The organism is Nocardiopsis sp. LOL_012 (assembly GCF_048060475.1).
In the GTDB taxonomy this organism is placed as follows: Bacteria; Actinomycetota; Actinomycetes; order Streptosporangiales; family Streptosporangiaceae; genus Nocardiopsis.
Genome location: NZ_JBHMIV010000012.1, coordinates 116,661 through 135,366 on the forward strand (window position 1 = coordinate 116,661; position 18,706 = coordinate 135,366).

The following is an 18,706-nucleotide window of genomic DNA, read 5'->3' on the forward strand; positions in this document are numbered from 1 at the left end:
GTCTGGTGTTCGTCGGAGGGATGGGGCGTTCCGGGTCGACCCTGATCGAGCGGCTCCTGGGGGAACTGCCCGGGTTCTGCCCGGTGGGTGAGGCCGTGCACCTGTGGCGGCGCGGCCTCGTGGAGAACGAGCGGTGCGGCTGCGGCGCCCCCTTCCACGACTGCGGTTTCTGGACCGAGGTCGGCAAGGAGGCCTTCGGCGGCTGGGAGCGCCTCGACGCCCCGGACCTGCTCCGGCTCAAGGCGGCGGTCGACCGGACCCGCCACCTGCCCGCGCTGCTGCGCGGCACGGCCCCCGGCCCCCTGGCCTCGCGGTGCGGGCGCTACACCGAGTTCTACCACCGCCTGTACGCCGCGGTGGCGTGGGTCGGCGGCGCGCACGTGATCGTGGACGCCAGCAAGCACGCCTCGCTCGCCGCGTGCCTGTTCCGGCGCTACGGCACCCGGATGCGGCTGCTCCACGTGGTCAGGGACCCCAGGGCGGTCGCCCACTCCTGGAGCAAGCGCATCGCGCGCCCCGACGCCTCCCCGGCCAGCAGCGAGCCGGAGATGGCGCGCTACGGAACCGGGCGGGCGGCGGTGCAGTGGATGGTCCAGAACACCGCCTTCGAGGCGCTGGAGCGCCGCGGCCTGCCCACGCTGCGGGTGCGCTACGAGGACTTCGTGGCCGACCCGGCGGCCGAGTTCGCCCGGATCGCCGCGTTCGCCGGCCACGGGGACTCCCCTCCCGACCTGGAGAGCGGCCTCGGCGCGGCGGCGACGCACGCGGTGTCGGGCAACCCGATGCGCTTCGCCGGCGGCCCGCTGGGGGTGCGCCCGGACCACGGGTGGCGCACCTCCCTGGCGCCGTGGCGCAGGCGCCTGGTCACGGCGCTGACCGCGCCCGTGCGCGGGCGGTACGACTACTGAACACGGACTCCCGATCCCGCATGTGTCCACATTGTGACAATGGGTAGTTATTTCATTACTCCAGGATGGCATATGCGAAGTGGGGGAGTGCGACGTGCTCAGGAGACCGGGACGCGGACTGGCGGCGACGGGGGCGGCACTGGCCACCCTGGTCCTGGCGGGAGGGGTGTCCGCGTCGGGTGACGGACGCGGCGAGGACCACCTGCCCGCTTCGGACCGGTGGGTGCCGCTGCTCGGGCTCGCCCTGCCGCAGTGGTACGGGTGCACGGTCTCGGAGATCCTCGAACCCTCGTGCGGCGTGTGGTGGGGCGCCAGCCCCTACGAGGACGACGTGGAGCCGCTGGAGGAACTCGTCGACCGGGAAATGGACCTCGTCTACACCTGGCGCGGGGTCGACCAGGGGCACATACCCGGCAAGCGGGAGAAGCGGCTGGTCGCCCAGGGGCGCATCGTGCACACCAACATCGAGGCGCGCCGCTTCAACGAACGCGGCCACCCCGCCGTCGACTACGAGGACATCATCGACGGCGAGTACGACGCCTCGCTGCGCTCACAGGCCCGGGGGATCGCCGAACTGGAGGTCCCCTACTTCGTCACCTTCGACCACGAGGCCGACGCGGGCAGGCGCTACAAGGTGCGCGGCACCCCGGAGGAGTTCGTGGCCGCCTGGCGGCACGTGGTCGACCTGTACCGCGAGGAGGGCGCCGACAACGCCGTCTGGGTGTGGAACGTGACCGGGTGGCCGGGCAACCTGGACCGGCTCCCCGGGCTGTGGCCCGGCAACGGCTACGTCGACTGGATCAGTTGGGAGGGCTACAACATGACCGGCTGTGAGAGCCACCCGGACTGGACGCACGTGGTCTCCTTCGAGGAGGCCATCGCGCCCGCCTACGAGTGGATCCAGAGCGAGGGCCCCGAGCACGGCATCGACCCGGACAAGCCGGTGATGATCGGTGAGATGGGCACCACCGACATCGGCCCCGCCCAGACCCTGCTCTGGTACGCCGACATCCCCGGCGTCCTCAAGCGCTACGAGCGGATCCGCGCCGTCAAGCTCTGGGACAACCGGACCACGCACGAGTGCGACTTCCGGATCGGGGCCAACGAGTTCGCCCGGCTGGGCTACCGGGTGGCCGGGCTGGACCCCTACGTCCACATGCCCGGCCGGGTCCACCGCCTGTCGGAACTCACCGGCGACTGACCGGGGCCGGGCCGGTCAGAGGCCCTTGCCCCGTAGGTGCAGCGCGCGCAGCACCCACCCGGAGGGCAGCCCGAGCACGACGAGCAGCGCCAGATAGGCGCGCCCCTCGACGGCCCTGTGCCGCAGGGTGGTGCGCACCCAGCGCAGGGCGGTGCCGCGCCGTCCCGCCGCCGCCTCGGCGAAGGCGATCTGGCCCGCCACCCGCGCGTAGCCCCGGCGGACGAGGGAGAACTCGGGGTAACGGGCCAGGAGCCAGCGCAGGGCGCTGGAGATGGTCTTCCAGCGGCCCGCGAAGTGCGACCTGCGGTGCCACAGGACGCGCACCCCCGGTTCGGGCACGTTCCTGATCGGCCCTCGGCGCGCCATCCGCAACAGCAGTTCGTAGTCCTCCGCGTAGCTGCCCGGGATCTCCTCGCTCACGGTGCCGCATCCGTCGACCATGGCCCGCCGCCTGATCAGGAACGTCGACGGGTGCAGTTCGGTCAGCCGCGACCCCAGCAGGTCGCCGAAGGTGACGCTGGTGCGGTCCAGTACCCGCTCGGACTCGGTCCTGTCGTAGACCACCCGGATACCGCAGCACACCATCTCGGTGTCCGGTTCGGCGACCATGACGCGGACCTGGGCCCGCAGCTTGTCCGGCAGCCACGTGTCGTCGTCGTCGCAGAAGGCCACCAGGTCGGTGTCCGCGGCCAGGACCCCGGTGTTGCGTGCCCCGGCCAGGCCCGGGGTGAGGGTGTTGGTCACCACGCGCACCGGGCGGTCGCCGCCGCTGCGGGCGAGCGAGGGGTCCGGCTGGTCGTTGTCGAAGACCACGATCGTGGTGATACGGCCCGGGTAGTCCTGCCCGTCGATCGAGCGCAGGGTGCGCCGCAGCAGTTCGGGCCGGTCCCGGGTCGGGACCACCACGGTCACGTCGGGCCAGGGGCCCTCGGCGGAGGCGGCGGGCGCCGGTGCGGGGGCCGCAGGGGCGTCGGTGAGCAGGTCGATGAGCTTCCCGGCCCGCCGCGCGGCGCGGTCGGGGCCAGGCCCGTCCCCGGGGCGGACCAGGAAGTCCTCCGGGGAGGCGAGCGCCTTGTCGATCAGCGCCTCCAACTGCTGGGGGGTGGAGCACGCCCGGACGCGCCCGGACCGCTCCAGGCGCTCCACGAACAGGAGCTGGTGGTCGTCGACGTGCTCGCCCAGTTCGGGGTCGCGGGCCACGACGATGGGCAGGCGTCCGTTGTCGCGCGCCTGCACGATGCTCCCCGGCCCCCCGTGGGTGACCACCGCCCGCGCCCGGCGCATGTGTCCGCCGAGTTCACCCGGCGGCAGGAACGGGGTCCCCTGCGCCCGCTCGGGGGGCGCGCTGTGTCCGTGCTGCACCAGGACGCGCAGATCGGGGTTGCGGCGGGCGTAGTCGTCGGCCCACCGGACCAGGCGGTCGAACGTGTGGTGGTCGGTGCCGACGCTGACCACCACGTCGGGGTGGTCCCGGTCGTGGGAGGGCGGTGTCGTGCGGGTGGTCTCTTCGGTCAAAGCAGCGGTCCTACCGTGATGGCGCCGGGCATGAACGATCGCTGCTCCTCCCACTGGGCGAGGAACAGGCGGGTGAACGGGCGGCACAGCCGGGCGGTGAGGGTCGGGGTGTCGATGCGGTCGTAGACCTCGATGTAGACGGTCGGCACTCGCAGCAGCCAGGCCAGGGCGAAGAACGGCAGGGCGACCCCGGCCCCGGTCGACACGACCGCCGCCGGGCGCCGTTCGCGCAGGACCCGCGCGGCCAGGAGCGTGTTGCGCACGAGGTTGCCCACGTGGCGGGTGGTGGGGTGGTGGGCCCAGCGCACGTCCTCACCGCGCAGGGAGGCAGCCGCGTCGGGGGCGCGGAACGTCACCCACAGGCGTTCCCTCCCCGCCCACCAGGGCCGCAGGGACAGCAACTGGGTGAGATGGCCGCCGTTGGACGACACCAGGAGGATCGGTCGATCGGACATGCCGTCATCATGTCATAACACACAGTCACATTGCGGGGATGTGCGCGCGAGGACGGGGAGAGAGGTGGCCGCGCAGCCGCCACACCGTCAGCGCGTGGCCCAGCGCACCGGCCGCCACGGCCGCCGCCAGCACGGCGACCCCCTCACCCAGGGCCGCCCGTGCGAGCAGGGGGAGGGAGGCGAACCAGCAGAGCGCACTGCCCGTGGCGATCATCACCGGGCCGTTGAACGGGTGCAGCCTCACCTGGCGCCGCAACTGCCACAGCGGCAGCAGCTTGCGCACCGCCTGGGCCGACACCAGCGCCACCGCGGCCCCGGTCGCGCCCAGCGCGGGGATCAGGGCCGCGCACCCCACGAGGTTCACCACCAGGGACAGGCCGTTGTTGAACAGGTTGAGCCCGGTCCGCCCGCTCATCGCCAGCACCAGGTCGCCCATGCCCAGCGCGGACGCGGTGAGCTGGCCGGCGCACACCACGGCCAGCGCCGTGGCGCCCGTGGCGTAGTCCGGGCCGAACAGGGCCATGATCAGGGGCGCGCACCCCAGACCGGTGAGGTACAGGGGCCACGTCACGCACACCAGCCACGACGTCCCCGCCTGGTACAGGGTGCGCACACCCGCGTGGTCCTCCTCCGCCGACAGCTCCGCGAACCGGGGCTGGGCCGCCGACAGCACCGCCTGCGTGGCGAACTGCCCGCCGACCATGATCCGGGTCGAGGCCGTGAACACCGCCGCCTCCGCGAGCCCGCCCAGGAACGCCGCCAGCACCACACCGCCGCGCTGCACACCCATCTGCGCGATCCCGGCCACCGCGCGCGGCAACGCGAACCCCCAGAACGTCCGCGGCGCGACCCCCTCCACCGTGTCCCCAGCACCGAGGGACGGCCCCCGGGCGGCGCCCCGCGAGAGGATCCGGCCCAGCCAGAACCAGGCCAGCACGGCCGCGGGCAGGTACGGTCCCGCCCACGCGAGGGTCAGCAGCCCCGCCGACCCCGACAGCCCTACCGCCACCACCAGCCCCAACTGGGCCAGCGGTCGTCCCACCTTGTCCACCAGCACCGTCGCGGCCATGACATGGTGGGCGCGCGTGGCCGCCAGAGCCGTGTCGAGCATGACCGCGCAGGGTAGGAACACGGCCAGGATCCGCAGGTAGACGGCGGCGTCCGCCACGGCCAGGGCGCGGGCCGTCGGTTCGGCGAAGACCATCAGCGCCCCGCCCGCGGCCACCGACACCGCGGTGGCCGGCCCAGCCGCGAGCCGCAGGAGCGCGGCCGTCCCCCCGGCCGTGCCGTGGACGCGCAGCCGGGCGATGAAGTACACCAGGCCGTCCGGGGCGCCCGCCCCCGCCACCACCGCCGCGATCAGGAACACCGAGGTCGCGGAGAACAGCAGACCCGCCGCCTCCTGGGAGAAGGCCCGGGTGACGGTGACGGTCAGCGCCAGCCCCAGCACCGCGCTGACGGCGGCCCCCGCCATGTTGAGGACCCCGCCCCGTAGGACGCGGCCCAGCCCGGAATCGTCGGTGGAGGAGGTCACGCTCGCCACGAGGGGGTGCGCCCCCACCAGCGGGCGAGCGCGGCGTCGCTCTCGGCGAAGCGGTCGGTCAGCTCGGCGCGCAGCGACGCGGGCATCGACGACCGCCCGCGCGCGTTGTGGCGGCCGGGGACCAGTCCCGGGCCGGGGGGCAGGCCGAGGAAGCGCTCGATCGCCGACAGCTCCCGCGCCGTGCCGTCGAACAGCTCCGCGTGGTCCACGACGTGCACCCGCTCCCGGCCCAGGTACCGCTCCAGGCGCGCGAGCTGGTCGGCGTACCGGCCGCGTGCCAGGTAGGCGTGGTGCTGATGGGAGTGGGACCGGTATCCCGGGTCCTCCAACAGCCGCGCCTCCTCACCCTCCAGCCGCCGCTCCTCCAGCTCGACCGCCCGGACGAAGGGCTCGGTCTCGAACCCACGGGCGCTCTCGTGGGCGTGTGCCGAGTAGGCGCGCTCCACGGGGTCGCGCAGGATCACCACGACCCTGGCCCCGGGCAGGTCGCGGGCGATCCGCCGCGCGGCCAGCGGGTGGAACAGGTAGTAGGGGCTGGACTCCATCACACGCACCCGGGGGCGCCCCTCCCGCTCCCGCACGGAGGACAGCAGCGGGAAGTGCGCCCGGTACCACGCGAGCCCCCGGGCGTAGTCCGTGTCGAAGTAGTGCACCCCCTTGCGCAGGGTCGGCCCCGTGACGGCCGGGTGTTGGGACAGGCACTTGAACAGGGACGTGGTCCCCGCGCGCTGGGCACCGCAGATGAGCAGGTCCGGCAGGGCGCGGGCGGAACTGGTCACCGCCCCCACCCCGTCGGCCAGGGGCAGCAGGGCCCGCCGGACCGGGGCGGCCAGGCGGTGCAGGGCGGGGCGGGTGTCCTGTGGCATCACGGGGTCCTTCCATGACGGGTGGGTCGTGTACGGGGCGGCGGCCGTCAGCCGGTGCGGGCGGCCTCGTGCGAGGCCCTCTCCCGGAGTACCTCCAGAGCGGGCAGCAGCCAGTCGTCCACGGCCGCCATGGAGGCCCCGCACTCGTCCTGGCGGTCGTGCAGGTACCGGGTGGCCAGGTCGATCAGGTACAGGGCCATCACCGTCGACACCGCGTGCGCGCCCAGCCCCGTTCCGGACATCAGGGGGTCGAGCAGCAGCCGGGGGCCGCTGTCCAGCCACCGGTGCACGCCCGGGTGCACCCCCGCCTGGACGCACTCGTTGAGGTCGTAGTGCAGCGCGTCGAAGCCCACGGGAGCGTCCATGGTCAGCCGCTCCCAGTCCCAGACGAAGGCCCGCCGTGCGGTACTGGCGATGTTCCACCTGGTCAGATCGCCGTGCCAGGCCCCGAACGGCAGGCGCACGTCCGGCAGCCCGGCCAGGGCCTCCCGCAGCGGCGCGGCCTCCGGACGCGCCCCCAGGCGCAGGACCCGCTCGGCCAGGGCGCACCGGTAGGGGCTCTCCGCCAAGTGCAGTGTGCGGCTCCCCGCCAGGTCGGCGATCTGGGTGACACAGCGCAGCAGTTGGTGGCGGGTGGGGCGGTCGGTCTGGTAGCCCACCGGCAGCGCCTCCTGCACCAGCAGGGGGTAGCCGTTCCACTCGCCCTCGTGGAGCAGGCGCGGGACCGTCACGTCCGGGAGGTGTGCGTCGGCCAGACGGCGCAGCGCCCCGGTCTCGTCACGCACCAGGCGCGACGTCAGGCCGTTCACGGCGACCTTGGCGTAGCCCACGGTGCGGCCCCCGGGGGTGAGCAGCAGGAGCACCGGTTTGCGGTTGGCGCGCGGGGGACCGAGGTGGATCGCGACCGCCAGTTCCCGGTCGAGCGCCGACGCGAGCGCGTGCTCGATCCCGGGCCCCGCCCCCACGTACAGCCGGTCGCGCAGCACCAGGGGGGCCAGGCCGGTGGTGAACGCCGCGGCCAGGAGCGCCGCACGCAGTCGGCCCGCCGCCGAGTGCCTCCGGGAGAAGGACGCGATGCCCCGGGTGGCGGCCGAGCGGTCGTAGGCGGGCAGGATGACCCGCGGATCGCGCGCGCTGGGCACGGGCAGGTACTGCTGCCCCCGGTCCCGGCGGGCGCGCCGTCCCACCTCCCCGTCCCCGGGCCCGAGCAGGCCGCCGCACGGCCACAGCACCGCGGCGAGATCGGTCAGGTAGGTCGTCTCACGGTTCACCGGGGACCCCCAGGCAGGCACACCCCTCCCCGAAGGGCCGGAGCCGGCCGTTCGAGGCGCCAGAGCAGGGCGAGGGCGATCATGGTGACCGCCATCGGGGACATCAGCGCCACGTAGAAGAACATGTACCAGAACAGCAGCAGCACGGTCAGGAGCGCGCCCTGGCCCACCGGCGAGGCCTGCGCCCGGTGGCGCCACACCGTCCAGGCGGGAAAGGCCAGGAACAGGAGGGTGCCCGCCCAGCCGTGGGCGACCACGGTCATCCACAGTTGGCCCGCGTTGCCGATGACGTGCTGTCCGCATCCCGGGCACTCGGCGGTGGGGCCGATCGCGATCGAGTCCGAACTGCCCAGCGCCTGCCGCGTGGTGCCCCAGCCCAGGACGGGGGAGTGGGCGGCGGCGTCGACGGCCGCGTAGTTGGTCGCGGCGCGGCCGTCGTCGCTGTGCGGGTTCTCGGCGCGTGCGCGCACCGTCTCCCCCAGGGGCGACACCGCCAGCGCCAGCGCTCCCACCACGACGGCCGCCGCGCACGCCGCCATCAGGGCCGCGCGCCCCCGGCGCAGTGCCTGGACGAGCGCGTAGACCAGCGACAGCGCCAGCCCCGCCCACACGGCGCGGTTGAGGGAGTGGACGACGGGCAGCACCGCCAGCGCGCCCGCCGCCAGCGCCCCCCAACGCGCCGCCCGGCCCCCCTGGAGGACCCAGCCCACCACCAGCCACACCAGCAGGAGGGAGACCATGTACCCCCAGGTGTTGGTGTACTCCCACGGTGCCTTGGGCCGGGCGCTCTCGTAGCCGAAGACGTCCATGACCTGCGCCGAGGCCGGGTGTACCAGGGCCTGGACGAAGGGGTCCGAGGCCAGCGCGCCCGGCAGGAGGTGCTCCAGCGGTGCCGTGAACTCCAGCCTCGGGGCGAACACGCCCAGGTAGCCGCCCGCGATGGTGGCCAGGCACAGGACGGACAGGCACCACACGACCGTGCGCGTGGGCAGTTCGCGCTCCGAAAGGTTCCCGACGTAGAGCATGAGGACGGTCAGCACCAGGTAGTTCACGACGCGCAGCACCGCCCCGGCGTAGCCGCCGCTGTCGGGGACGGTCCCCGGGGCCTCCAGCGGGACCAGGGCCAGCCCCAGCACGGTCCAGACGAGGAAGAGCCCCCACATCCAGAACCCCGGCGGCAGGCGCAGGCCCACCTGCCGGTGGCGGCGCAGCAGTTCAGCCGCCATCGGCACGGCGAACAGCCAGTACGCGAACTGCCCCAGGCCCAGTGCCCACCACAGCGGGTACCCGGCCAGCAGCCAGACCAGCGGCCGCCCGGAAGCGACCGCCGACACACCGGGGAGCACCGAACCGGCACGGGCGCCGCGCAAGGGCGCGGAAGCGTCCGCCATCAGTTCCCGGCCCTGGCGGAGCCGACGGAGGCGGCCGGGGCGGCCCCGGCCGCGATCCCGCCGGCCGAGGCGCCGTCGGACCCCTTGACCTGGGTGGGCCGGGTCTGGGAGCGGGGCTGGCGGGGCAGGACGGCCACCCCGGCCACGGGCGCCCCGAACCGCGCGGCCGTGTTCAGCAGCGACCTCAGGTCCGCCCGGCGGGTGCGGCCCGCCTCGACGACCGGAAGGAGCAGGTCCACCGATGCGGCCAGAGCGTGGACGTCGGCGCGCTCGGCGGCCGAGGGCACGGCGATCACCGTGTACTCGGCCCGCTCCCGCAGCAGGCTGACCAGCCCCGGCATCGCCGTGCCCTGTACGTCGGCGGCGCTGCCGGGGCGGCCGTAGCGCAGGACGCGCAGGTGCGCGGCCGCGGCGGACCGCGTCTCCAGTTCGGCGGGGTCGGTTCCGCCCGTCAGGACCTCGGCCAGCCCCGGGCCCTCGGACAGCCCCAGCAGCGCGGCGGCTCCGGGATCGGGGTCGGCGCACACGAGCAGGGTGTCGGAGCCGGTGCGAACCAGGGCCGCGGCTAGGTCGGCCGCCGCGGCGGTCCCGGCGCGTCCGGGTGCGGTGGCGGCCACGAGCAGGACACCGCCGCGCCTGCGGGTCCCGGAGGCGTCCCGGGCGCGCAGGCGGGCGCGCACGGCGTGCGCGGACCCGTTGACGTGCTGGCCGTCCCTGCCGCCGTCGTCCGGCAGCAGGGGGGAGCCTCCGGCGGTGGCGGACAGGTCCATCAGCACCGGGACGCCGCCGATCCGCCCGGTGTCCTCGGCGCCGCGCAGGACCGGGTCCAGGCGGTCGCGGGCCGCGGCGAGGAGCAGTCCGGCGAGCAGTCCGAGCGCCGCACCCGCGGGCAGCCACAGGGCCGGCAGGGGTGCGGCGGCGCCCTCGGGGAGGGCGGCCGGGGTGATGACCCGGCCGGGTTGGAGCGTCTCCCGGAGGGTGCCGAGCGGGCTGATGTCGCCGCCGAGGTCGGTGATCTCCGCGCGCAGGGCGCCCGCCCGGGTGGAGTCGCCCTTCAGACCGGACAGCTCCTCGTAGCGCAGTTCCTGCTCCCCGCGCAGGGCCTCCAGACGGTCGGAGAGGAGCTCCTGGACGTGGGCCTCGCGCTGCGCGAGGTAGGCCTCGGCGTAGGCGTCGGCGCCGCGGCGGGCGGCCTCCGGGCTCCCGGCCGCGTAGGTGACCTCCAGCACGTTGCTGTTGGCGGGGACCGTCAGGGACACGCGCTCGCGCAGCTCGGAGGTGGAGGGCGGTGCTCCGCCGGCCCCGCCGAGCCGTTCGGCGACGGCGGCGGAGACCTCGTCGGAGAGGAGCACCTGCGCCTCGGTGTCCAGGTTGATGTCCCCCGTGAGCCGTCCGGCCTGTTCACCGGTGAGCTCGGGCAGCTCCGTGGGGCGGACCTGGACGGCGGCGGTGGACTCGTAGGTGCGGGGCAGCGCCAGAACGCCGGCCGTGGCGAGGAGTGTTCCGCCGAGGACCCCGGCGGCCACCGTGCGCCAGCGGCGTCGCAGCAGGGCCGTGTACTCCCTCAGTTCCGGTCCGGGCGGGACGGCGGCCTCAGTGTCCATCTGAGCCTTTCCACGCGAGCAGTGGTGTCAGCACTTTTGGTCAATGGTTGCGCACTGAGTGTAGTTCCTTTGCGGATCGGTGCGGTGAGGGAAACGGCCGTTTCGGCCAGGAGGAGTAGGAGAGGGCGGCCGGGGCCTCCAGCCGCCCCCGCGCGTGGGCAGGGCGGGGATCAGGCGACGAGCGAGGGCAGCGCCGGGGGCAGGCCGGTGCCGGACTCCCATGCCTCGTCGCACGCCTTCTGGGTGCTCACGGTGTGCGCGCGCACGGAGCAGTCCCGGTAGGCGGTGATCTCCTCGTCGTACACCACGAACATGGCGCCCGCGGCGGCCGTGATGAGGATGCCCGCCACGCCGACCACCACGCTCGCCACCGCGACGGGCGCGTAGGTGCTGTTCTCCCGGGCGGCGCGGCGCGCCCGGAAGCCCTGCACGACCCCGAACACGGACAGCACCACGCCGTAGGGCAGAAAGAGCAGGGCGGCCGCTCCCAGGAACAGGCCCCACAGGCCGCCCCGCTCGAACTTGGGCGGCTGCTCGTCGGCTCTGGGCTCCTTGTCGGTCACGTTCACTCCTTCGGTACGCCCCTGAGGGCGCCGTGCCCCCGCACCCGGGGCGCGGGGCATGCGTCGGTGTCGGCGGGTCCGGGGGCGGAGCGGGCCCGCGTCGGCCGGACCGCGGGCGGCCTACGACCGGTCCCCGTGGGTCTGACGCTACCTGGCCGGATAGGGTGAGGGATCGGGCGGGCCGAGTCGATCCGTCCGGCACCCGTCGGCCCCGCACACGGACCGTGCCCCGCCCGGGTCGCGGAGGTCACCCTCCGCGACGCGGCGGTCGCGCTCCACCGAGAGCCCTTCACGGGTGCCGCCCAAACCCCGCCCGGATGCCGCGCCGTCCCCGGCGCCCCGGGCACGGGAGCCCTGCTCCCGCACGGTTCTCTACACGCTGGGAGACACACATTGTCCGCGCGAGTGGTCGTCCTCATATCGGGCACGGGCAGCAACATGTCGGCCCTGGTCGAAGCGGCCCAGGATCCCGCCTACGGCGCCGAGGTGGTGGCCGTGGGATCGGACCGCCGGGGCACACGGGGCATCGAACGGGCCGAGGCGGCCGGCGTGCCCGTGTTCGTCGTCCCCTTCCGGGACTACGCCGACCGCTCCGAGTGGAACCGGGCCGTGGCCGAGGCGATCAGCGCCCACGAGCCGGACCTGGTGGTCTCCGCCGGGTTCATGCGCATCCTCGGCCCCGCCGTCCTCCAGCGCCACACCGCGGTCAACATCCACCCCGCCCTGCTCCCCTCGTTCCCGGGCGCGCACGCCGTGCGTGACGCGCTCGCCCACGGTGTCCGTATCACCGGCACCACCATCCACTTCCTCGACGAGGGCGTCGACTCCGGTCCGATCATCGACCAGGTCGCGGTGCCCGTCGAGGACGGCGACGACGAGTCCAGCCTCCACGAGCGGATCAAGGCCGTGGAACGGCGGATGCTCGTCGACACGGTCGGCAGGCTCGCCCGGCAGGGCTGGACGGTCGACGGCAGGCACGTGCGGTTCGGCCGCACCGAGCACAGCGTCACGGACGCGAGCGACACGAAGGAGAACCGGTGACCCAGCAGGCCATCAGGCGTGCGTTGATCAGCGTGTACGACAAGACCGGTCTGGAGGAGCTGGGCAAGGGCCTGGCACAGGCCGGTGTGGAGATCGTCTCCACCGGCTCGACGGCCGCACGGCTGCGGGACGCCGGCGTCCCCGTCATCCCCGTCGATGACGTCACCGGCTTCCCGGAGATCATGGAGGGCCGGGTCAAGACCCTGCACCCCCACGTGCACGCCGGACTCCTCGCCGACCAGACCAACCCCGACCACGTCGCCACGATCGAGGGCCTGGGCATCGCCCCCTTCGACCTGGTGGTGGTCAACCTCTACCCCTTCCGGGACACCGTCGCCTCCGGGGCCTCCGCCGCCGACTGCGTCGAGAAGATCGACATCGGCGGACCGGCCATGGTCCGCGCCTCGGCCAAGAACCACGCCAGCGTCGCCGTGGTCGTCGACCCGAACGCCTACGGCACCGTCCTCGACGCGGTGCGCGGCGGCGGGTTCACCCTGGAGCAGCGCAAGCACCTGGCGGGACTGGCCTTCCGGCACACCGCCGTCTACGACGCCGCGGTCGCCTCCTGGTTCGCCGACTCCTACGCCCCCGACACCGAGGCCGCCGAGTCCGGGTGGCCCGCCTTCCTGGGCAGCGGCCACGCCCGCAAGGACGTCCTGCGCTACGGCGAGAACCCGCACCAGAAGGCGGCGCTGTACACGGTCGAGGGCGCCGCCCCCGTCGGCCTGGCCGGGGCGCAGCAACTGCACGGCAAGGCGATGTCCTACAACAACTACGTCGACGCCGACGCCGCCCTGCGCGCGGCCCACGACTTCGACGACCCGTGCGTGGCGATCATCAAGCACGCCAACCCGTGCGGTATCGCCGTGGGCTCCGACAACGCCGAGGCCCACCGCAAGGCGCACGCCTGCGACCCCGTGTCGGCCTACGGCGGCGTCATCGCCACCAACCGGCCCGTGGGCGAGGAGCTGGCCGGGCAGATCAAGGAGATCTTCACCGAGGTCGTCGTCGCCCCGGCCTTCGACGAGGCCGCCCTGGCGGTCCTCACCGCGAAGAAGAACATCCGCCTCCTGGCGGTCGCGGACCCGGCCGCTCCCGCCGTCGAGCAGCGCCAGATCAGCGGCGGCCTGCTCGCCCAGTCCCGCGACCTCATCGACGCCGAGGGCGACGACCCCGCGAACTGGGAGCTGGCGACCGGGCGGCCCGCCGACGAGCGGACCCTGGCCGACCTCGCCTTCGCCTGGCGGGCGGTGCGCTCGGTCAAGTCCAACGCCATCCTGCTCGCCGCCGACGGCGCCACCGTCGGCGTGGGCATGGGCCAGGTCAACCGGGTGGACTCGGCCCGGCTCGCCGTCACCCGAGCCGGCGACCGGGTGCGGGGGTCGGTCGCCGCCAGCGACGCCTTCTTCCCCTTCCCCGACGGCCTGGAGATCCTCACCGAGGCGGGGGTGAGCGCCGTGGTCCAGCCGGGCGGCTCCATCCGGGACGAGGCCGTCGTCGCCGCGGCCGAGGCCGCCGGTGTCACCATGTACCTCACCCGCACCCGTCACTTCTTCCACTGATCGCGAGGAGCCCGATCACATGAGCGCGACGATTCTCGACGGCAAGGCCGTCGCGAAGGCCATCCGCGGCGACCTGGCCGAGCGGGTGGCCAAGCTCAAGGCCAAGGGGGTCGTCCCCGGCCTGGGTACGGTCCTGGTCGGCGACGACCCGGGCAGCCACTCCTACGTCCGGGGCAAGCACCGCGACTGCGCGCAGGTGGGGATCGCCAGTATCCGCCGCGACCTGCCCGCCGACGCCACCCAGGAGGACGTGGAGCGGGCGGTCCGCGAGCTGAACGAGAACCCCGAGTGCACCGGCTACATCGTCCAGTTGCCCCTGCCCAGGGGGCTGGACGAGAACCGGGTGCTGGGCCTCATCGACCCGGACAAGGACGCCGACGGACTCCAGCCCTCCAACCTGGGCAAACTGGTGCTCATGCAGGACGCCCCGCTGCCGTGCACGCCGCGCGGCATCGTGGAGCTGCTGCGCCGCTACGACGTGCCGCTCAAGGGCGCCGAGGTGGTCGTGGTGGGCCGCGGCGTGACGGTGGGCCGTCCCCTGGGCCTGCTGCTGACCCGCCGTTCGGAGAACGCGACGGTCACCCTGTGCCACACCGGTACGCGCGACCTCGCCGAGCACACCCGCCGCGCCGACGTCATCGTCGCCGGGGCCGGCGTGCCCGGACTCGTCACGAAGGACATGGTCAAGCCCGGTGCGGCCGTGCTGGACGTGGGCGTCTCGCGCACCGAGGACGGCCTGGTGGGCGACGTGCGGCCCGACGTCGCCGAGACGGCCGGGTTCCTGTCCCCCAACCCCGGCGGCGTGGGCCCGATGACCCGGGCCATGCTGTTGGTCAACGTCGTGGAGCGGGCCGAGCGCCTGGCCGCGTGAGCCGCGGGCGGTGGTGCCCCGGCACCACCGCCCGCGGTCGCCGGTGTCCTAGAGGCCCTGGTTCGTGTGCGAGCGTCGGACCCCGCCCGCAGAGCAGCAGAGCAGGGGTTCGCAGCACCACGGTGTTCCCAAGCGAAGTCGGGGTCCGGGGGCACCGTGGAGCCGAAGGGGTCAGAGAAGGCCGTTCTTCACATCACGGAGGAACACGGTCCATCGGACGTGTAGTCGATGTGGCCGAGCGCCCGGTTCTGAGTGTCGCGTACCAGGACCGTCTCGCCCTCGGCCACCTTGACACAGCTCCCCTGCGAGGCGCTGTGGCTGTTCTTGTCCCACTGGGGGTCACGCTTCGTCGTCATCGAGTCGTTCCTCTTCCTGAGAGGATCCCTGCTCTCGCGGGCTGAGTGGGTGAGGAGGGGCAAACGCGGCGGGACCGTCAACTCGCCTTGCGCGCCGACTCCCCTACCGGTGTCGGCCGGACCAGGCCGAGCGCGACCACTTCGTTGGCCAGCCGGGTCCGGCGGTTCTGCCCCTCGGGGATGCGGAACTTCTGGTACAGCCGCAGGAGATGCTGCTTGACCGCGGCCTCCGTGACGACGAGGTCCTCGGCGATGTCGCGGGCCGTGGCGGGTGCGACGAAGGCCTCCTCCGACAGCGCGGGCTGGCACAGGGCGGAGAGCACGTCGAGTTCGCGGCGTGTGAGCTCGGGTGCCGCGCCGCGGCGGAGTTCGATGTCGGGGCTGATCTGCTCCCGGTGCAGGCCGGCCACGCGGCAGCGCGCGGTGCCGAAGGTCACCACGTCGCCCTCTTCGAGCACCCGGCGGGCGACGGGTCTGCCGTTGACGCGTGTGCCGTTGCGGGACAGGCCCAGGTCGACGATGTAGACGTAGGGGCCGCGGCGGACGAGCTCGGCGTGCAGCAGGGAGACGCTGCGGTCGGCGAGGCGGATGTCGGCGCCCTTGCCGCGCCCGACGGTGGTCACCTCACCGGTGATCTGGTGGATGTCACCGGTCTCTTCGACCCGGAGGTGGGGCCCGTCCACGGTGGCTCCTCCCGGACTGGTGGTGTGGCGCGGCCGGTGGATGTGCGGGGGGCGGCGGGGGCGGGGCGGCTGTCGAGTGGAGACTGCTGGGTCTGCGCTCTGAGTGGGCTTCATAGGGGTGGGGTCCTCGCTCACCTTTGCACTCGTCTCGTCTTTGGCTACCCGTGCCGTGGGCGTTCTACGCCCCTACCCCCGAGTTAGGCGGCTCCGGTACGGGAATCACGGGTGTGGCAGCGAACAGGACGGTGGTAACGGTCGTCAGAGTTGTTGGTTTATGGCAGGGCTGTTTCTGTTCCTGCCGGGATCGGGGAAGCCGGCTCAATAGAATGGGCGGGTCTCACCCACGCTTGAAGGCCCGGCGTCCCCTCCCGAGCACCCGAGGGCGTCCGGCCGGTTCTCGGACGGGTGCTGACCGGGCCGCGCTGCGGCCGAGACTGATCTCTCAACCGGACGGGTCGATACGCGGTGGACAAGGGACGGACGGAGTTGGCGGACAGGGACGAGGAGGAGCCGGTCGAGGAGCGGGGCGGCCCCGAGCACGGCGAACGCTCGGAGGACAGCCCCCCGGACGGGTCGCACGGCGGATCGGAGCCTCCCTTCTGGCTGGTCCAGACCCCCTACGCGCTGGTGCTGTCGGCCCTGGCCGCGGGGATCGTGGTGGTGGCCGCCGCCCACTTCAAACGGGGGCCGACGATCATCGCCGGGGCGCTCGCGCTGGCCGCGCTCTTCCGGTCGGTCCTGCCCGGGGAGTGGATCGGGCTGCTCGCCGTCCGCCGCCGCTGGGTCGATCTCGCCACGCTGGTCGGGATGGCGGTCATGTTGATGGTGTTGGCGTGGGTGGCGCCGCAACTCTCCGACTAGGCGTCGAATAAGCTTGACGTCGAGATACCGCGACACCGACAGCGACCGCCTCCCGGAGTGCACGGACACCGGGCGGGATCAGGGGATCGCCGAGCGGGCGGGACCGGCCAGGGCCACGAACCCGTGGTCGGTTCCTCCCTGCGAGGCGGGAGCGCAGACTGAAGGGACAGCCACACAGCCATGGCCAAGATCAAGGTCGAGAACCCCGTAGTCGAACTCGACGGCGACGAGATGACCCGGATCATCTGGTCCTTCATCAAGGACCGCCTGATCCTTCCCTATCTCGACATCGACCTCAAGTACTACGACCTGGGCATCGAGGAGCGCGACCGCACCGACGACCAGGTCACGGTGGACTCCGCCAACGCCATCAAGGAGCACGGCGTCGGCGTCAAGTGCGCGACCATCACCCCCGACGAGGCCCGGGTCGAGGAGTTCGGCCTGAAGAAGATGTGGAGGTCGCCCAACGGCACCATCCGCAACATCCTGGGCGGCGTCGTCTTCCGCGAGCCGATCATCTGTGAGAACGTGCCGCGTCTGGTCCCGGGCTGGACCAAGCCGATCATCATCGGCCGCCACGCCCACGGCGACCAGTACAAGGCCACCGACTTCAAGGTGCCCGGCCCCGGCACGGTGACCATGACCTACACCCCGACCGACGGCGGCGAGCCGGTCGAGTTCGAGGTCGCCAACTTCCCCGAGGGCGGCGGCGTCGCCATGGGGATGTACAACTTCCGCCGGTCCATCGAGGACTTCGCGCGCGCCAGCCTGAACTACGGCCTGGACCGCAACTACCCGGTGTACCTTTCCACCAAGAACACGATCCTCAAGGCCTACGACGGCATGTTCAAGGACACGTTCCAGGAGATCTACGACACCGAGTTCAAGGAGAGGTTCGAGGCAGCCGGCCTGGCCTACGAGCACCGCCTGATCGACGACATGGTCGCCGCCGCGCTCAAGTGGGAGGGCGGCTACGTCTGGGCCTGCAAGAACTACGACGGTGACGTGCAGTCCGACACCGTCGCCCAGGGCTTCGGCTCGCTGGGGCTGATGACCTCGGTCCTGCGTACCGCCGACGGCCGCACGGTCGAGGCCGAGGCCGCGCACGGCACGGTGACCCGCCACTACCGCCAGCACCAGCAGGGCAAGCCCACCTCCACGAACCCGATCGCGTCGATCTTCGCGTGGACCCGTGGCCTGGAGCACCGCGCCAAGCTGGACAACACGCCGAAGCTGGCCGAGTTCGCCACCACGCTGGAGGACGTCGTCGTCAAGACCGTCGAGGGCGGTCAGATGACCAAGGACCTCGCGCTGCTGGTCGGCGGCGACCAGGAGTGGCTGACCACTGAGCAGTTCCTTGAGGCCCTGGACGAGAACCTGTCCAAGCGCCTCGCTTAAGTCTGATCGTATGTGAGTCCGATCACGTCCGGGTGCCCTTCGCGGGTGTCCGGACGTTGTCGTCTCCCGGGCGGAGAACTCGGACCCGATGTGCTGAACACGGCTTTCGTGGTGGTTCGAGCGGCGTTCGAGATCATTTTCCCCAGCGTGTTTTCCGTGTTCGGCGCACATGCGGGGGGCACTGGTGCGAGTATGGGGGTGTCGGACACGCAGGTCGGATCCCTGATGCGACGTAGGACACGTAGCTGTGATTCGCACCTTTCGCGAAGTTTGACCTATTGTGGAGACACGCCGGTGGGAACCGGCAGGCCAGAGCGGGTGTGAGCCCCTCCGGCCCCAGAAGCCGACGTGCCGTCCGTGCGCCCGCTGGGGGGTAGGCGCGCACAGTACGGAACGTCACGAAGAAGGGCCCGCCGCCTCGTGCGGCGGGCCCTTCGTTTTCATGGTTCCTCGCGGGCTCGGAACGTCGCTCGCGGCGTGGAGAACCGGCCTCTTCGCCGCCCGCCCGTCGCCCACCACCACCCTCAACGGACGGCCTCCGGCCGCGGCCTTCCCTGCCCGTCGCCCACCACCACCCTCAACGGACGGCCTCCGGCCGCGGCCTTCCCTGCCCGTCG

Annotated in this window: 17 protein-coding genes; 7 read left to right on the forward strand and 10 right to left on the reverse strand. The window is 73.0% G+C overall.

From position 1 onward, the window contains the following. Positions 1–5: 5 nt before the first annotated feature. Together ACFHWE_RS10405 and ACFHWE_RS10410 are read left to right on the forward strand one after the other, a co-directional pair. A complete protein-coding gene (locus tag ACFHWE_RS10405) occupies positions 6–908 on the forward strand; it encodes a sulfotransferase family protein (RefSeq protein ID WP_416600634.1) in 903 nt (300 codons plus the stop codon). A gap of 94 nt (positions 909–1,002) precedes the next feature. Then, a complete protein-coding gene (locus ACFHWE_RS10410) occupies positions 1,003–2,109 on the forward strand; it encodes a glycoside hydrolase family 26 protein (RefSeq protein WP_416600593.1) in 1,107 nt (368 codons plus the stop codon). A 15-nt stretch (positions 2,110–2,124) separates the two neighbouring features. Here the strand turns inward: ACFHWE_RS10410 and ACFHWE_RS10415 are convergent, their stop codons facing one another. The 8 genes from ACFHWE_RS10415 to ACFHWE_RS10450 form a co-directional block, all read right to left on the reverse strand. After that, positions 2,125–3,624 carry a glycosyltransferase gene (locus tag ACFHWE_RS10415; RefSeq protein ID WP_416600595.1) on the reverse strand — a complete coding sequence of 500 codons (1,500 nt, stop codon included), beginning with the start codon at positions 3,622–3,624 and terminating at the stop codon, positions 2,125–2,127. Next, a complete protein-coding gene (locus ACFHWE_RS10420; protein WP_416600597.1) occupies positions 3,621–4,079 on the reverse strand; it encodes a UDP-N-acetylglucosamine--LPS N-acetylglucosamine transferase in 459 nt (152 codons plus the stop codon). Before ACFHWE_RS10420 ends, ACFHWE_RS10415 begins: the two co-directional genes overlap by 4 nt. Before the next feature lie 25 nt (positions 4,080–4,104). After that, positions 4,105–5,640 carry a lipopolysaccharide biosynthesis protein gene (locus tag ACFHWE_RS10425; RefSeq protein ID WP_416600598.1) on the reverse strand — a complete coding sequence of 512 codons (1,536 nt, stop codon included), beginning with the start codon at positions 5,638–5,640 and terminating at the stop codon, positions 4,105–4,107. Further along, entirely contained in the window at positions 5,610–6,488 is an 879-nt protein-coding gene (locus ACFHWE_RS10430) for a sulfotransferase family protein (protein WP_416600601.1), read from the reverse strand. The genes ACFHWE_RS10425 and ACFHWE_RS10430 overlap by 31 nt, the downstream gene beginning before the upstream one ends. Before the next feature lie 47 nt (positions 6,489–6,535). Beyond that, a complete protein-coding gene (locus ACFHWE_RS10435) occupies positions 6,536–7,759 on the reverse strand; it encodes an aminoglycoside phosphotransferase (RefSeq protein ID WP_416600603.1) in 1,224 nt (407 codons plus the stop codon). Then, positions 7,756–9,150: an O-antigen ligase family protein gene (locus tag ACFHWE_RS10440; RefSeq protein ID WP_416600605.1), complete on the reverse strand. Its 1,395-nt coding sequence runs from the start codon at positions 9,148–9,150 to the stop codon at positions 7,756–7,758. Before ACFHWE_RS10440 ends, ACFHWE_RS10435 begins: the two co-directional genes overlap by 4 nt. Then, complete coding sequence (locus ACFHWE_RS10445; protein ID WP_416600607.1) at positions 9,150–10,754, reverse strand: Wzz/FepE/Etk N-terminal domain-containing protein; 1,605 nt, start codon at positions 10,752–10,754, stop codon at positions 9,150–9,152. Before ACFHWE_RS10445 ends, ACFHWE_RS10440 begins: the two co-directional genes overlap by 1 nt. 170 nt (positions 10,755–10,924) lie before the next feature. After that, positions 10,925–11,317: a DUF4190 domain-containing protein gene (locus tag ACFHWE_RS10450; protein ID WP_416600609.1), complete on the reverse strand. Its 393-nt coding sequence runs from the start codon at positions 11,315–11,317 to the stop codon at positions 10,925–10,927. 405 nt (positions 11,318–11,722) lie between these two features. Between ACFHWE_RS10450 and purN the strand changes: the two genes are divergently transcribed. The 3 genes from purN to ACFHWE_RS10465 are packed head-to-tail and all read left to right on the forward strand — an operon-like array spanning position 11,723 to position 14,791. Then, positions 11,723–12,358 carry a phosphoribosylglycinamide formyltransferase gene (purN, locus tag ACFHWE_RS10455; protein WP_416600636.1) on the forward strand — a complete coding sequence of 212 codons (636 nt, stop codon included), beginning with the start codon at positions 11,723–11,725 and terminating at the stop codon, positions 12,356–12,358. Further along, complete coding sequence (gene purH, locus ACFHWE_RS10460) at positions 12,355–13,920, forward strand: bifunctional phosphoribosylaminoimidazolecarboxamide formyltransferase/IMP cyclohydrolase (RefSeq protein ID WP_416600611.1); 1,566 nt, start codon at positions 12,355–12,357, stop codon at positions 13,918–13,920. Before purN ends, purH begins: the two co-directional genes overlap by 4 nt. A 19-nt stretch (positions 13,921–13,939) precedes the next feature. After that, positions 13,940–14,791, forward strand: coding sequence for a bifunctional methylenetetrahydrofolate dehydrogenase/methenyltetrahydrofolate cyclohydrolase (locus tag ACFHWE_RS10465; RefSeq protein WP_416600613.1), 852 nt, complete (start codon positions 13,940–13,942; stop codon positions 14,789–14,791). 188 nt (positions 14,792–14,979) lie between these two features. Here the strand turns inward: ACFHWE_RS10465 and ACFHWE_RS10470 are convergent, their stop codons facing one another. Next, positions 14,980–15,147: a DUF397 domain-containing protein gene (locus tag ACFHWE_RS10470; RefSeq protein ID WP_416600615.1), complete on the reverse strand. Its 168-nt coding sequence runs from the start codon at positions 15,145–15,147 to the stop codon at positions 14,980–14,982. A gap of 77 nt (positions 15,148–15,224) precedes the next feature. Next, positions 15,225–15,830, reverse strand: coding sequence for an FHA domain-containing protein (locus ACFHWE_RS10475; protein WP_416600617.1), 606 nt, complete (start codon positions 15,828–15,830; stop codon positions 15,225–15,227). A gap of 486 nt (positions 15,831–16,316) precedes the next feature. Between ACFHWE_RS10475 and ACFHWE_RS10480 the strand changes: the two genes are divergently transcribed. Then, positions 16,317–16,691 (forward strand): DUF3017 domain-containing protein, encoded by a 375-nt coding sequence (locus ACFHWE_RS10480; RefSeq protein ID WP_416600619.1) that lies wholly within the window; start codon positions 16,317–16,319, stop codon positions 16,689–16,691. A 180-nt stretch (positions 16,692–16,871) separates the two neighbouring features. Then, a complete protein-coding gene (locus ACFHWE_RS10485) occupies positions 16,872–18,089 on the forward strand; it encodes an NADP-dependent isocitrate dehydrogenase (RefSeq protein ID WP_416600621.1) in 1,218 nt (405 codons plus the stop codon). Positions 18,090–18,706: the final 617 nt, after the last annotated feature.